This window comes from Shinella kummerowiae (genome assembly GCF_009827055.1).
Classification (GTDB): Bacteria; Pseudomonadota; Alphaproteobacteria; order Rhizobiales; family Rhizobiaceae; genus Shinella; species Shinella kummerowiae.
This window is the reverse complement of the sequence record NZ_WUMK01000003.1, coordinates 157,383-171,455: the sequence shown is the minus strand read 5'-3', so window position 1 is coordinate 171,455 and position 14,073 is coordinate 157,383. Positions and strand designations below refer to the sequence as shown.

At 63.7% G+C, this 14,073-nt stretch carries 13 protein-coding genes; 12 read left to right on the top strand and 1 reads right to left on the bottom strand.

Going from position 1 to position 14,073, the window contains the following annotated elements; translation table 11 throughout:
• The first annotated feature begins 139 nt into the window (after window positions 1–139).
• The 12 genes from GR138_RS08635 to GR138_RS30225 all read left to right on the top strand — a co-directional run bounded on the left by GR138_RS08635 (window position 140) and on the right by GR138_RS30225 (window position 12,069).
• Entirely contained in the window at window positions 140–1,039 is a 900-nt protein-coding gene (locus tag GR138_RS08635) for a LysR family transcriptional regulator (RefSeq protein WP_160858396.1), read from the top strand.
• A 321-nt stretch (window positions 1,040–1,360) separates the two neighbouring features.
• Window positions 1,361–1,450, top strand: coding sequence for a K(+)-transporting ATPase subunit F (gene kdpF, locus GR138_RS08630; RefSeq protein WP_069062776.1), 90 nt, complete (start codon window positions 1,361–1,363; stop codon window positions 1,448–1,450).
• Window positions 1,451–1,481: 31 nt separating this feature from the next.
• Window positions 1,482–3,185: a potassium-transporting ATPase subunit KdpA gene (gene kdpA / locus GR138_RS08625; RefSeq protein ID WP_160858394.1), complete on the top strand. Its 1,704-nt coding sequence runs from the start codon at window positions 1,482–1,484 to the stop codon at window positions 3,183–3,185.
• A gap of 199 nt (window positions 3,186–3,384) precedes the next feature.
• The gene (kdpB, locus tag GR138_RS08620; RefSeq protein ID WP_160858392.1) at window positions 3,385–5,433 is read left to right on the top strand and encodes a potassium-transporting ATPase subunit KdpB; all 2,049 of its coding nucleotides are present in this window, start codon (window positions 3,385–3,387) and stop codon (window positions 5,431–5,433) included.
• An 11-nt stretch (window positions 5,434–5,444) separates the two neighbouring features.
• Window positions 5,445–6,011 (top strand): potassium-transporting ATPase subunit KdpC, encoded by a 567-nt coding sequence (gene kdpC, locus GR138_RS08615; RefSeq protein WP_160858390.1) that lies wholly within the window; start codon window positions 5,445–5,447, stop codon window positions 6,009–6,011.
• A gap of 59 nt (window positions 6,012–6,070) precedes the next feature.
• Complete coding sequence (locus GR138_RS08610; RefSeq protein ID WP_160859210.1) at window positions 6,071–8,776, top strand: sensor histidine kinase; 2,706 nt, start codon at window positions 6,071–6,073, stop codon at window positions 8,774–8,776.
• Window positions 8,773–9,465 (top strand): response regulator transcription factor, encoded by a 693-nt coding sequence (locus GR138_RS08605; RefSeq protein WP_160858388.1) that lies wholly within the window; start codon window positions 8,773–8,775, stop codon window positions 9,463–9,465. The genes GR138_RS08610 and GR138_RS08605 overlap by 4 nt, the downstream gene beginning before the upstream one ends.
• 23 nt (window positions 9,466–9,488) lie before the next feature.
• Complete coding sequence (locus GR138_RS08600; RefSeq protein WP_160858386.1) at window positions 9,489–9,929, top strand: PTS sugar transporter subunit IIA; 441 nt, start codon at window positions 9,489–9,491, stop codon at window positions 9,927–9,929.
• A gap of 339 nt (window positions 9,930–10,268) precedes the next feature.
• A complete protein-coding gene (locus tag GR138_RS08595; RefSeq protein WP_160858384.1) occupies window positions 10,269–10,688 on the top strand; it encodes a hypothetical protein in 420 nt (139 codons plus the stop codon).
• A gap of 14 nt (window positions 10,689–10,702) precedes the next feature.
• Entirely contained in the window at window positions 10,703–11,623 is a 921-nt protein-coding gene (locus GR138_RS08590; protein ID WP_160858382.1) for a dihydrodipicolinate synthase family protein, read from the top strand.
• 11 nt (window positions 11,624–11,634) lie between these two features.
• Complete coding sequence (locus GR138_RS08585) at window positions 11,635–11,787, top strand: hypothetical protein (protein WP_160858380.1); 153 nt, start codon at window positions 11,635–11,637, stop codon at window positions 11,785–11,787.
• Between the two features lie 36 nt (window positions 11,788–11,823).
• Window positions 11,824–12,069: a hypothetical protein gene (locus GR138_RS30225; RefSeq protein ID WP_202402573.1), complete on the top strand. Its 246-nt coding sequence runs from the start codon at window positions 11,824–11,826 to the stop codon at window positions 12,067–12,069.
• Between the two features lie 21 nt (window positions 12,070–12,090).
• Here GR138_RS30225 and GR138_RS08580 read toward each other — a convergent pair whose 3' ends face one another.
• Complete coding sequence (locus GR138_RS08580) at window positions 12,091–13,986, bottom strand: potassium transporter Kup (RefSeq protein WP_160858378.1); 1,896 nt, start codon at window positions 13,984–13,986, stop codon at window positions 12,091–12,093.
• Window positions 13,987–14,073 lie beyond the last annotated feature (87 nt).

Sequence of the window (14,073 nt, the reverse complement as noted above, 5' to 3'; positions counted from 1 at the left end):
TGGGAAGGAGGGGGTTGCCCTCGTCTTCGCCGGTTTCTGCGGTAAGCTCGTGTCGATGGAGATAGGTGTAGCGGTGTTGATTGCGTCGAAGAATTGTAATAATAATTCCGATTGAATTGCGATTAGAGAAATAATCGAGATGAACGACTACAAGGCCCTGCGCATTTTCCTGCTTGCTGCGGAGAAACGAAACTTTGCCCAGGTGGCGCGCGAGCTCAACATGGCGCCCGCCGCCATTACCCGGGCCATTGCCGCGCTGGAAGGCGAGCTTGGCGTGCAGCTCTTCGTGCGCACGACGCGGCAGGTGTCGTTGACAACCGACGGCGCGATCTTTGCCGCGCAGATTCAGCCGGCGATCCAGGCACTGGATACGGCGCGCAAGGATATGATGGATGCGCATAAGGCCGATCAGGGGCGGCTTCGCATCAGCGCGCCGACCTGGTTCGGCAAGGCCGTGCTGCCGCCGATCCTGTCCGGCTTCCGAAACCTCTATCCGAAGATCAATTTTGAAATCTCGCTGGCGGACGGTTTCGTCAACATCCTCGATCAGGATTTCGACCTCGCCATCCGCATCTCCACCGCACCGTCCGACAAGTTCACGATCTGGCGGAAGGTCTGCGTGATCCCGCGTGTGCTTGTCGCCGCGCCCGACAGCCGGTTTCCGGCGATGGAGCATCCCGGCGAACTGACGCCGGAAGAATGCCTTGCCTATAACGGCGAGAGCCGGCGCGAAACGTGGATGCTCTCGGACGGCAGCGCGAGCGTGGAGATTTCCGCCGGCCGTGCCTTCAGCGCCAACAATGGCGACGTGCTTGCCGATATGGCGGCCGAAGGTGCCGGTGTCGCGCTGCTGCCGCGTTTTCATGTCGCGGGGCACCTGCGTGCCGGCCGGCTGGCGCATGTCCTGCCACGCTGGTCGCCGCCAGATCTGTGGCTCACGCTTTATTATCCACCCTATCAGGCCCTTCCGCCGCGCATCGCCGCCTTCTCGAAATATTTCGAGCAGCATGTCCCCGCGCTGATGTCGACGCTGCAATAGGCCGCCAGCCGGCCGGCTTGCATCTGACCGGCGTTCGCCGAAATTCCTATAGGATTCCTATTTTTTCGCCGCCCGGCTGCTCTCGAATGCCTATCCGGTTTGGCTCCATATCGGAGCGTGAGAGATCGAAGGATGCTCTCCACGCCAGAAAGTCTTTCGGTGCCGCTCTCCCGGGTGGCGCCCTTTGGCTTGTCTTGCTCCGCCCAAACCAAAGGAGTCCGAATGATGATCGACGTCATTCTTATCGGCACAGCGGTCGTCTTCTTCGCCCTCTGCTTTGCCTACACGCAAGCCTGCGACGGGCTGTGAGGAGAGCAGACGATGTTGTTCGACTATGTCTTTAGCGGTGCCGTCACCGTCTTTCTCACCATTTACCTGACCTACGCTCTCATTCGGCCAGAACGCTTCTGACGACGCTGCCGGATATTGAAAGTTTCCTCCCATGACCCTCAACGGATGGCTACAGATCCTGCTCTTCTGCGGGATCGTCCTTGCCCTCGTCAAACCGCTTGGCGCCTATATGACGCGCGTCTTTGCCGGGGAACGTACATTTCTTTCTCCCGTCCTCGTTCCGATCGAACGCGGGCTTTATGCTCTGGCCGGCACCAGTGAGCGCGAAGAGCAGCGCTGGACGAGCTACGCCTTCGCCATGCTCGCGTTCAACCTTGCCGGCCTGCTGCTGCTTTATGGATTGCAGCGCATGCAGGGCATGCTGCCACTCAACCCTGCCGGCATGGCCGCGGTCGCGCCGGAACTGTCCTTCAACACCGCCGTCAGCTTCGTCACCAATACCAACTGGCAGAACTACGGTGGTGAAAGCACCATGTCGTATCTCACCCAGATGGCGGGGCTGAGCGTGCAGAACTTCGTGTCCGCCGCCACCGGCATGGCGATCGCCGTTGCCCTGATCCGCGCCTTCTCGCGCGCGTCTGGCAAGGCGCTCGGCAATTTCTGGGTCGATATGACCCGCGCCACGCTCTACATATTGCTGCCGATCTGCATCGTTCTGACCCTCGCCTATGTCGCGCTCGGCGTGCCGCAGACCTTTGGCCCCTATGTGACGGCAACGACACTGGAAGGGGCGCAGCAGACCATCGCGCTCGGTCCGGTCGCCTCGCAGCTCGCCATCAAGATGCTCGGCACCAACGGCGGCGGCTTCTTCAATGCCAACTCGGCGCATCCGTTCGAAAACCCCGGTGCTATCTCGAACATGCTCCAGATGGTCTCGATCTTCGCGATCGGTGCGGCCTTCACCAATGTCTTCGGCCGCATGGTCGGCAATCAGCGCCAGGGCTGGGCGATCCTCGCCGCCATGGGCGTGCTGTTCGTCGCGGGTGTCGCCGTCACCTACTGGGCGGAAGCCTCCGGAAACCCGCTGATGCATGCCTTCGGCCTCGAAGGCGGCAATATGGAGGGCAAGGAAGTCCGCTTCGGCATCGTCCTGTCGTCGCTCTTCGCGGTGATCACGACGGCCGCCTCGTGCGGTGCGGTCAATGCCATGCATGGTAGCTTCACGGCGCTCGGTGGCCTCATCCCGCTGATCAATATGCAGCTCGGCGAGGTCATCGTCGGCGGCGTCGGCGCGGGCTTCTACGGCATCGTGCTCTTCATCATCGTCGCCGTCTTCGTGGCAGGCCTGATGGTCGGCCGCACGCCGGAATATCTCGGCAAGAAGATCGAGGCGAAGGAGATGAAGATGGCCGTGCTTGCCATCCTGTGCCTGCCGCTCGCCATGCTGGTCTTCACGGCCATCTCGAGCGTCATGCCCTCGGCGGTCGCCTCGATCGGTACGGCTGGCCCGCACGGCTTCTCCGAGATCCTCTACGCCTATACGTCGGCTGCCGCCAACAATGGCTCGGCCTTCGGCGGCCTGACCGGCAACACGCCCTGGTACAATGTCACCCTCGGCCTCGGCATGCTGATGGGGCGTTTCCTGGTGATCCTGCCGGCGTTGGCGATTGCCGGTTCGCTGATCGCCAAGAAGACGGTTCCCGCCTCGGCCGGCACCTTCCCGACGGACGGTCCGCTCTTCGTCGGCCTGCTCGTCGGCACGATCCTTATCGTAGGCGGTCTCACCTTCTTCCCGGCGCTCGCGCTCGGCCCGGTCGTCGAACACCTGGCCATGCTGGCCGGGCAGACCTTCTGAGGAGCGGCCACGATGTCTCGCGTGACAAGACCTTCCGCCTCCACCCCGGTTCGCCGGGGTGGAGAAAGCAGCCGATGGTGTGCGTCCAACGCTATCCTGGTGATGTTGGGCGTCCTCTTCGCCATCGTCTGCATCATCGAATTCCTTCGCGGTTGACCGGTTTCCGGTTCCGCCTTTTGTTTCAAAGCTGGAGTCTCTTATGAGCCAGGCAAAATCCGCGAGCGTCCTGGATTCTCGCATTCTCATCCCGGCGATCGGCGCTGCGTTCACCAAGCTCAATCCGCGCACGCTTGCCCGCAATCCGGTCATGTTCGTCGTGGCGACCGTCTCGGTCCTCACCACCGTCCTCTTCCTGCGCGATGTTGTTACCGGTGGCGGTAATCTCGGTTTCTCCTTCCAGATCAACCTCTGGCTCTGGTTCACCGTGCTCTTCGCCAACTTCGCCGAAGGCGTTGCCGAAGGCCGTGGCAAGGCACAGGCCGATTCACTGCGCAAGGCGCGCAGCGAAACCCAGGCCAAGCTGCTCACCAATGGCAGCACCACCGATTACAGGATGGTGCCGGGCACCAGCCTCAAGGTCGGCGACGTCGTGCTCGTCGAGGCGGGCGACATCATCCCGTCCGACGGCGAGGTCATCGAAGGCGTAGCCTCGGTCAACGAGGCGGCGATCACCGGTGAATCCGCCCCCGTCATTCGTGAATCCGGCGGTGACCGCTCGGCCGTCACCGGCGGCACGCAGGTCCTGTCCGACTGGGTCCGGGTGCGCATCACGGCTGCTGCCGGTTCCACCTTCCTTGACCGCATGATCTCGCTTGTCGAAGGCGCGGAACGCCAGAAGACGCCGAACGAGATCGCGCTCAACATCCTGCTTGCCGGCATGACGCTGATCTTCGTGCTCGCGACCGCCACCATTCCGAGCTTTGCTGCCTATGCCGGCGGCTCGATCCCGGTCATCGTTCTCGTCGCGCTCTTCGTAACGCTGATCCCGACGACCATCGGCGCGCTGCTTTCGGCGATCGGCATCGCCGGCATGGATCGCCTCGTGCGCTTCAACGTGCTCGCCATGTCCGGCCGTGCGGTGGAAGCCGCCGGCGACGTCGATACGCTGCTGCTCGACAAAACCGGCACCATCACGCTCGGCAACCGTCAGGCGACGGCCTTCAAGCCGGTGCGCGGTGTGACCGAGCAGGAACTTGCCGATGCCGCCCAGCTCGCCTCGCTTGCCGACGAGACGCCGGAAGGCCGCTCGATCGTCGTGCTCGCCAAGGAGAAGTACGACATCCGTGGCCGTGACATGGCGAGCCTCAAGACGTCCTTCGTGCCTTTCACCGCACAGACCCGCATGAGCGGCGTCGATCTCGAAGGCTCGCAGATCCGCAAGGGCGCGGTCGATGCGGTGCTCGCCTCCGCTGCCGGCGTTGCACAGTCGGATGTGGTGCGCGAACTCCAGGCTTCTGCCGACGAGATCGCCAAGGCTGGCGGTACGCCGCTCGCGGTTGCGCGCGACGGCAAGCTGCTCGGCGTCATCCAGCTGAAGGATATCGTCAAGGGTGGCATTCGCGAACGCTTCGCGGAACTGCGCCGCATGGGTATCCGCACCGTGATGATCACCGGCGACAACCCGATGACGGCGGCGGCAATCGCCGCGGAGGCGGGCGTCGACGATTTCCTCGCCCAGGCGACACCAGAAAACAAGCTCCAGCTCATTCGCGAGGAACAGGCCAAGGGCAAGCTGGTCGCCATGTGCGGCGACGGCACCAATGATGCACCGGCCCTTGCCCAGGCAGATGTCGGCGTCGCCATGAACACCGGCACGGTCGCCGCCCGCGAGGCCGGCAACATGGTCGATCTCGACAGCGATCCGACCAAGCTCATCGAGATCGTCGAGATCGGCAAGCAGCTTCTGATGACCCGTGGCGCGCTGACGACCTTCTCGATTGCCAACGACATCGCGAAATATTTCGCGATCATCCCGGCCATGTTCCTCGCCTTCTATCCGCAGCTCGGCGTGCTGAACATCATGGGCCTCACGAACCCGCAGTCCGCCATCCTGTCGGCGATCATCTTCAACGCGCTGATCATCATTGCGCTGATCCCGCTGTCGCTGAAGGGCGTCAAGTACCGCGCCGTCGGCGCCGGTGCGCTGCTCTCCCGCAACCTCCTGATCTACGGCCTCGGCGGCATCGTCGTGCCCTTCATCGGCATCAAGGCGATCGATGTGGCCATCACGGCCCTCGGTCTCGTCTAAGGAGCAAAACCATGTTCAAGCAACTCCGTCCGGCCATCGTCATGATCGTGGCCACCACGGCCATCACCGGCCTTCTCTATCCCGCCGCGATGACCGGCATCGCGCAGGCCGTCTTCCCCGCCCAGGCGAATGGCAGCCTGATCGAGAAGGATGGCCAGGTCGTCGGTTCGGCCCTCATCGGCCAGGCCTTCGCCGGTGAGCAACTTTTCCATGGCCGCCCCTCGGCGGCGGGCGACGGCTACAACGCCGCCGGCTCGTCCGGTTCCAACCTCGGCCCGACCAGACAGAAGCTGATCGACCGGGTGAAGACGGACTACGAGGCGGCGAAGGCGGCGAATCCGGGCGCCAAGGTGCCGATCGACCTCGTGACGGCCTCGGGCAGTGGTCTCGACCCGCATATCTCGCCGGATGCCGCCTATTTCCAGGTGCCGCGCGTGGCTAAGGCGCGGGCAATGGACGAGGCTGCGGTGCGTGCCCTTGTCGACCGGCAGATCGAAAGTCGCCAGATCGGTTTTCTCGGCGAACCTGTGGTGAATGTGCTGCGCCTCAACATGGCGCTTGACGAGGCCCGTTCGTAAACTGAAATGGGCGTCTCCGACCGGCCTTCCGGCCGGTCGGAGGAACTGGGTGGATGTTCATGCCGGACGACCGTCGCGAGATTGAGAACAGGCCGTCGCCGGATGCTCTGCTGGAGCATGCGCAGCGCGAAACGCGCGGGCGCCTGAAAATCTTCCTCGGCGCCGCACCGGGCGTCGGCAAGACCTATGAGATGCTGATGTCCGGCCGGGCCCGGCAGGCCGATGGCGCGGATGTCGTCATCGGCGTTGTCGAGACGCACGGCCGCAAGGAGACGCAGGCGCTGGTCGAGGGCTTCGAGGTCATCGCCCGCCGGACGATCGACTATCGTGGCCAGACGCTTGAGGAAATGGATCTTGATGCGATCCTCGACCGTCGGCCGGCGCTCGTCCTCGTCGACGAACTCGCCCATACCAATGCCGTCGGCAGTCGGCATCCCAAGCGCTATCTCGATGTGCAGGAGCTCCTGTCGCACGGCATCGACGTCTATTCGACGCTCAACATCCAGCATGTCGAGAGCCTCAACGACGTGGTGGCGCAGATCACCCGCATACGCGTGCGCGAAACCGTTCCCGATTCCATCGTCGACCGGGCCGATGACATCGAGATCATCGATATTACGCCGGACGACCTGATCAAGCGGCTGGCCGATGGCAAGGTCTATGTGCCGAAGACGGCCAAGCGGGCGGTCGAGAACTATTTTTCGCCCGGCAACCTCACGGCGCTGCGCGAACTGGCGTTGCGCCGCACCGCCCAGCGCGTCGACGAGCAGCTGCTCAACCACATGCAGGCGCACGCCATTTCGGGACCGTGGGCTGCCGGCGAACGCCTGCTGGTCTGCCTCGGCCACGGCCGCAACGGCGCAAGCCTTGTGCGGTATGCCCGCCGCCAGGCCGACCGGCTGCGCGCGCCCTGGGCGGTGCTGCATCTCGATACGCCACAGGCGGCCAGCCTGCCTGAGGAGGACAAGGACCGGCTTGCCGCCAATATGCGGCTTGCCGAGCAGCTCGGCGCCGAAACGGTGACGTTGCCGGCGCTCTCGCCTTCGCGCGACATCATCGCCTATGCCAATGCCAACAACTTCACGCATATCGTCGTTGGCCGCCCCAGCGGTTCGCATTGGCGGCAGCTCTGGCAGGGCTCGGTCACCCAGGATCTGATCCGCCATGCCGGCCATATCAGCGTGCACGTCATTTCCGGCGATGACAAGGAAGGGCAGCCGACGCGCGGCGTGAAGACCGCTCCGGCGCCAAAACCCTTTCGCATCAAACCCTATCTGCTGAGCGTCGTTTTCATCCTGTTCGCCATCCTTGCCGGCATCGCGCTTGATCAGACGCTCGACGTGCAGAACCTCGCGCTCGTCTTCCTCATGGCGGTGCTCGCGGCCTCCGTGCAGGGTGGGCTTGGGGCCGGTCTCTTCGCCTCGCTGCTGGGTGCGCTCTCCTTCAACTTCTTCTTCCTTGAGCCGCGATACAATTTTACGGTCCGCGACCCGGAAAGCATCGTCGCGCTGTTCTTCTATCTCGGCGTCGCGGTTGTCGCCTCGAACCTGACGGCCGCGGTGCAGCGCCAGGCCGCCGCCGCGCGGCAGAGGGCGCGCACGACGGAAGACCTCTATCTCTTCTCCAAGAAACTCGCGGGTACCGGCACGCTCGACGACGTGCTCTGGGCGACCGCCTTCCAGATCGCCTCGATGCTTAAGGTGAGGGTCGTCATCCTGTTGCCGGAAGGCAATTTGGTGGCGGTCAAGGCCGGCTATCCGCCAGACGACACATTGGTCGATGCCGATATCGCCGCGGCGAAATGGGCCTGGCAACACAATCGCCCAGCCGGCCGGGGCGCCGATACGCTGCCGGGCGCCAGACGGCTTTATCTTCCGTTGCGCACCGGCCGCGAGGCGGTCGGCGTCATCGGCCTCGACAATGACAGGCAGGGGCCGATCCTGACACCCGAGCAGCAGCGCCTGTTCGATGCCCTGTCGGATCAGGCCGCATTGGCGATCGAGCGCGTGCAGCTCGTCTCCGATGTGGACAAGGCCAAGCTCGCCGTTGAGACGGACCGGCTGCGTTCCGCCTTGTTGACCTCCATCTCGCACGACCTCAAGACGCCGCTCGCCGCCATCATGGGGTCGGCGGACACGCTGAAGGGGCTTGGCGCGCAACTGGACGAGGAAGCGCGGCGCGAGCTGCTCTCGACGGTGATCGACGAATCCGAACGGCTCAACCGCTTCATTGCCAACCTGCTCGACATGACCCGCCTCGGCGCCGGCGCCCTGGAACCGAATTATGCCTGGCATTTTGCCGGCGACATCGTCGGCACGGCGCTTTCGCGCGCCGGCAAGATCGTGTCCCATCACAAGGTGGAGGTGCACATTCCGGAAACCCTGCCGATGCTGCGGGTCGATCCCGTGCTGTTCGAGCAGGCGCTCTTCAACCTCGTCGACAATGCCGCCAAATACGCGCCGGAAGACACGCTGATCGAAATCCGCGGCCGGCAGGACGGCGATGCCCTTGTGCTTTCCGTTGTCGATGAGGGGCCGGGCATTCCGCCGGATGATATCGAGCGCATTTTCGACAGCTTCTACCGGGTGCGCAAAGGCGACCATGTGCGCGCCGGCACGGGGCTCGGGCTCTCGATCTGCCGTGGTTTCGTCGAAGCCATGGGCGGTACGATCATGGCCGCCAACCGCACGGGTCGCTCCGGCGCCGTCTTTACCATCCGCATGCCGGTGCCGGCTGAAATGCCCGTTCTGGGAGGAAATGAATGACCAACACCGCCGTCCGCATCCTGATCGTCGATGACGAGCCGCCGATCCGCAAGCTGTTGCGCGTCGGGCTCTCCACGCAGGATTATGCCATCATCGAGGCGATGAATGCCAAGGTGGCCATGGAGCTTGTCAAATCAGAAAAGCCGGATCTGATCGTGCTCGACCTCGGCCTGCCGGACATGCCGGGGCATGACCTGCTCGCCCGATGGCGGGCCGAGGGGCTCGACCTTCCTGTTGTCATTCTGTCGAGCCGCACCGACGAAGCCGGCATCGTCAAAGCGCTGGAACTCGGCGCCGATGACTATATCACAAAACCCTTCGGCATGAACGAACTGGTCGCGCGCATCCGCGTGGCGCTGCGCCACCGGCTGCAAACGCAGGGAGAGAAACCCATCTTCCAGACGGGGGAGCTTTCGGTGGATCTCGTCAAGCGCATCGTCCGGGTGGCAGGCGAGGAGGTGAAACTCTCGCCGAAGGAATATGATATCCTGCGCATCCTCGTGCAGCATGCCGGCAAGGTGCTGACCCATCGTTTCCTGCTTGAACATGTCTGGGACGGTCTGACCGACGTGCAATATCTGCGCGTCTATGTCCGCCAGCTCCGGCAGAAGATCGAGCGCACGCCGGACCAGCCACAATACATTCTCACCGAGACCGGTGTGGGCTACAGACTCGTCGACGCGAGCTGATCACCGCATTCATGGAGTTCATCATGCAGCTCAGCGACCACCTGGCGCTGGAAAACATTGCCGTCGACCTGCCGCCCGTTTCGAAGCACAAGCTTCTGCGGCAGCTCGCCGACATGTCCGCGCAGCAGACCGGCATCGAGGCTGGCGTCATCGCCAAGGCGTTGCTCGCCCGCGAAAATCTCGGCTCGACCGGGATCGGGCGAGGGATCGCCATCCCGCATGCGCTCATCGAAGGGTTGCCGAAGAGCCTTGCCATCGTCGCCCGGCTTGCCCGGCCGATCGATTTCGAGGCGGTCGACGATATTCCAGTCGACATTGTCGTGCTGCTTCTCTCTCCTGCCGCGGGGCATGGGCAGAACCTCAACATTCTCTCCTGCATCGCGCGGCAATTGCGGCATGATCACACCGTCGCCGCCATTCGCGCCGCGCACACTGCTGATGAAATCTTCGTGCTTCTCACATAGCCATGACGGCGACAGGGCGCCGTTTATGCAATTCCTATTTTTCCGTCCCCGCCCTCCAATCGAGAAAATATCTGCCGACGCCTAGCTTCAGATCGCCGTGACCGATGCCCCTCCGGGTGATGTCACGGCGATCCATCAGCAGAGGTGCCATCATGCGGAGAGATTTTTCGGACGGTCATCTTCCACCGCTTTCGACGCGGATGATCTTCCTTCATCATCGTGTACGCCTGCACGATCAGGCGATCCATGCGAAAGGGCGGGACGAACCCATGCCGCTCGCCGCGGGGGCCGTTCTTGCAACGATGCTTCTTGTTACCGCGGTTCTGCTGGGGGTTCTCCATGCCTAGGGTCGCATCGTCCGAAACGGTGACGCGCCACCATGATGTGGAGGCGGATCTGCCGGCTGCCGAAGTGCTTGCCGAGCGTATCGCCGCCGCCCGCCGCCTGCGCGAGCATCACCTGTGGGAAATCCTCCGCGCCCTGCCTTCCCTGGCCGAGGCGCGCGACGACGCCGGTTTCCGGCATCGCTTCCGCACGCTGATGGAGCGCGACGACCTCGTGGCCGCAAGCCGGCTGTTGGTCGACGCCGCGCGCCCGACCTGCCACCTCGAGCAATTGGTGTGCCTCGAGGGCACCTGGATCGCGCGCATCTGCTCGGACGGCGCCGTTCCCCGCGCCGTTGCGGTTCACATCGACCGGGTGGCTGCCGTCATGGCTGCACTGGTGGCGCTCGATCGCGCCTGTCCGGTCAAACATTGAAAGGAACAGATATCATGCCAGACTTTCGACGCCGTAATCCCGTACAGGGCCTCATCACAGACCTCGTCACGCCCTTCCGCGGCGATGAGGTGGACCATGAGGGGCTTGCATCCCTCGTCAATTGGCAGGCCGCCAGCGGCGTGTCCGGCCTTGCCGCCTGCGGCAGGCTTGGTGAAGCGTCTTCGCTGAGCCGCGAAGAGCGCCGTGCCGTGCTCGCCACCGTGGTTATGGCCGCCCGTCTCACCGTGCCGGTTCTTGCTTGCGTCGGCACCTATTCGACCGAAGCGACGATCGCGCTTGCTCTCGATGCGGAAGAGGAGGGGGCGGACGCGCTGGTCGTCACGACGCCCTATTACAGCAAGCCGACGCAGAAGGGCATCATCGCCCATATGCGCGCCGTGGCGGAGGCGACCACGCTGCCGATCCACGTCCTGGTCGACCCGGCAACGACCCGCTCGGATGTCACGGCCGAAACCCTCTGGGCGCTCAGCGATGCTCCGGGCATCCATGGCTTCATCGACGCATCGGGTGACATGGCACGCCTTGCCGTGATCGACCGCCGGCTACGCGAGCGGCTGGTACTCTATTCCGCACATGACACGACGGCCTTCGCCTTCAACGTGCTGGGCGGAAGCGGAACGTTTTCGGCAGCGGCAAATCTCGCGCCGCGCCTGACGAGCGCGATGCACCAGGCGCTGCGCACGCGCAATGTCGATCTCGCCCTCGACCTGAAGGATCGTCTGGCGCCGCTCTTCATGGCGCTCGGTGATACGCCGGACCCCGCTGCCGTCAAACATGGTCTCACGCCCGTGCTCGGCCTGTGCGAGACGGTACGGCTGCCGCTTGTGCCGACCACGCCCGGCGTCAGTGCGACCGTGCGTCGTGCGCTTGCCGGTCTGCCGGAAAGCGCCGCGCAATTTGCCAAGGCAAGCTGAGGACAAACGACATGGCACGCAAGAAGAAGGCCCAGAAGACGGTGGCGGTTGTCGCCGCAATGCCACAGCCACAGCCGCCGTTGCCGATACCGGCGCTCCTGCTGCGCGTCGGCCTGATCCTGGCCGCCGCTGCCGCCGTCCAGCATTTCCTCCCGCAACTTTGAGCGCCGACCGCGCCATTCCTCCCGAAAGAAACATCCATGCGTATTCCTGCCCGACACCGTCGCCCGCGCCGCCTCGTGGCGCAAATCGAACCGCCGCGTTTCACGGTCGGGCGCGACCACCACGGCTGGTGGGTGGTCGAGGACCGTCTCGGCCGCGTCGGCGGCATCTTCGCCAATGAGGACGCCGCCATGCATTATGCCCTCGAGGAGAGCAACCGGGACCGCAAAGCAGTCCGCTGCAAGCGGCGTGGCGCGGCCGTCGAGTTCCGCCTCACGCAATGAGGCTGAGGACACCCGGAAAAATCAGATCGCGACCTGCTCGCCGAGTTCCACCACCCGGTTGGCGGGCAGCTTGAAATAATCGGACGGGTCGATGCCGAAATTGGCGAGCGCGATATAGAGCCGCTCCTGCCACGCCGGCAGGCCGACGTTCGGTGAGCGCACAAGCACGCGCCGGCCGAGATAGAACGAGGTCTGCATGATCTCGAATTTGAAACCCTTCTTGCGGCAGATGCTGAGGGCCTTGGTGACGTTCGGCTCCTCCATGAAGCCGAAGGTCAGGTCGATACGCAGGAAACGGTCGCTGAGTTTCTGCATCTCGATGCGCTCTGCTTCCGGAACATAAGGCTTGTCCTGCGTCCATACGGTGAGGATGACGTTCCGCTCGTGTAGCACGTGATTGTGCTTGATGTTGTGCAGCAGGACCGCCGGCGTGCGGTCCGGCACGCTGGTCAGAAACACGGCGGTGCCCGGCACGATGGCCGGCGCGTGTTTGGATTTCTTTTCCAGCGCCGCGATGAAATCCGTCAGGGGAATGTCGCTCTGCGCTATCTTGCTCTTGAGATACTTCGTGCCGCGCGTCCACGTCCACATGACCAGCATGATGGCGATTGCCAAGGCCACCGGCACCCAGCCGCCGTCATGGATCTTCAGCAGGTTTGCCGCGAGGAAGACGGCTTCGACGAGGAGAAGCGGCAGGAGGAGGAGCGTGGCGGTGAGGGTGGAATAGCCCCAGACCTGGCGCAGGAACTGGTGCGCCATCAGGGTCGTCACCACCATCGCGCCGGTCACCGAAATGCCGTAGGCGGTCGCCAGCGATTCCGAGTCGCCGAAGGAGAAGATGAGCACGATCACCCCGATGAACAGCACGCCGTTGACCGCCGGCACGTATATCTGGCCGGTATTGGTTTCCGATGTGAACTTGATCATCAGGCGCGGCAGGAAGCCCAGATGCACGGCCTGGCGTGCCAGCGAGAAGGCGCCGGTAATGACGGCCTGGCTGGCGATGATGGTCGCCATCGTGGCGAGGATGACGATGGGCAGCAGCGCCCAGTCGGGATAGAGCAGGTAGAACGGGTTTTCGACGGCCTCGGGATGGGTGAGGACGAGCGCGCCCTGTCCGAGATAGTTGAGCGTGAGCGCCGGGAAGACCAGGATGAACCAGGCCCACTGGATCGGCCGCCGGCCGAAATGGCCGAGGTCGGCATAAAGCGCCTCGGCGCCGGTCACGGTGAGGAAGACGGCGCCGAGCACGATCAGGCCGACGGCGCCGGCATGGGTGATGAACCACAGCGCATTCAGCGGATTGAGCGCCTGAAGGATCGTCAGGTTGTCGCCGATATGGATGAGACCGCCCCAGGCCATGGCGAGGAACCAGACGACGGTGACCGGCCCGAAGAAATTGGAAACCGCGGCCGTGCCCTTGGATTGCACGAGGAAGAGCCCAACCATGATCGCCGCCGACATGGGCAACACATAATCGGCAAAGGCCGGTGTCACGAGCTTCAGCCCCTCCAGCGCCGACATGACCGAGAGCGCGGGCGTGATCATCGCATCGCCGATGAAGAGTGCGGCGCCGATGACGCCGGCAAAAAAGAGCACCGGCAGGTAGCTGCCGGATTTTTTCATCAGCAGCGCCAGCAGCGACAACGTTCCGCCTTCGCCGTCATTGTCGGCCCGCAGCAGGAAGAGCACGTATTTGAAGGTCACGATGATGGTCAGCGTCCAGACCATCAGGGAGATGAGGCCGATGACGACATCCTCGCGAACCACGCCATCGGCGACGAACGGCCGCAAGGCTTCGCGAAAGGCATAGAGCGGGCTCGTGCCGATGTCGCCATAGACAACGCCGATAGAGCCGAGAAGCAGGACGAGGAATTTGCGCGAATGGAATTCGCCGTCGGCGTGCAACGTTGTCATTCGGGTGCGTTGTCCTCGCATCTGCACTTGGAGCGGCAATGGGGTGCGGAAGCACGACTGCTGGCAATGAGAGGGAATCCCTAATGC

Bases quoted from the DNA above. Each gene is read 5' to 3' on its own strand.
- GR138_RS08635 (WP_160858396.1), top strand. From the start codon at position 140: ATGAACGACTACAAGGCCCTGCGCATTTTCCTGCTTGCTGCGGAGAAA.
- kdpF (WP_069062776.1), top strand. From the start codon at position 1,361: ATGTTGTTCGACTATGTCTTTAGCGGTGCCGTCACCGTCTTTCTCACC.
- kdpA (WP_160858394.1), top strand. From the start codon at position 1,482: ATGACCCTCAACGGATGGCTACAGATCCTGCTCTTCTGCGGGATCGTC.
- kdpB (WP_160858392.1), top strand. From the start codon at position 3,385: ATGAGCCAGGCAAAATCCGCGAGCGTCCTGGATTCTCGCATTCTCATC.
- kdpC (WP_160858390.1), top strand. From the start codon at position 5,445: ATGTTCAAGCAACTCCGTCCGGCCATCGTCATGATCGTGGCCACCACG.
- GR138_RS08610 (WP_160859210.1), top strand. From the start codon at position 6,071: ATGCCGGACGACCGTCGCGAGATTGAGAACAGGCCGTCGCCGGATGCT.
- GR138_RS08605 (WP_160858388.1), top strand. From the start codon at position 8,773: ATGACCAACACCGCCGTCCGCATCCTGATCGTCGATGACGAGCCGCCG.
- GR138_RS08600 (WP_160858386.1), top strand. From the start codon at position 9,489: ATGCAGCTCAGCGACCACCTGGCGCTGGAAAACATTGCCGTCGACCTG.
- GR138_RS08595 (WP_160858384.1), top strand. From the start codon at position 10,269: ATGCCTAGGGTCGCATCGTCCGAAACGGTGACGCGCCACCATGATGTG.
- GR138_RS08590 (WP_160858382.1), top strand. From the start codon at position 10,703: ATGCCAGACTTTCGACGCCGTAATCCCGTACAGGGCCTCATCACAGAC.
- GR138_RS08585 (WP_160858380.1), top strand. From the start codon at position 11,635: ATGGCACGCAAGAAGAAGGCCCAGAAGACGGTGGCGGTTGTCGCCGCA.
- GR138_RS30225 (WP_202402573.1), top strand. From the start codon at position 11,824: ATGCGTATTCCTGCCCGACACCGTCGCCCGCGCCGCCTCGTGGCGCAA.
- GR138_RS08580 (WP_160858378.1), bottom strand. From the start codon at position 13,986: ATGACAACGTTGCACGCCGACGGCGAATTCCATTCGCGCAAATTCCTC.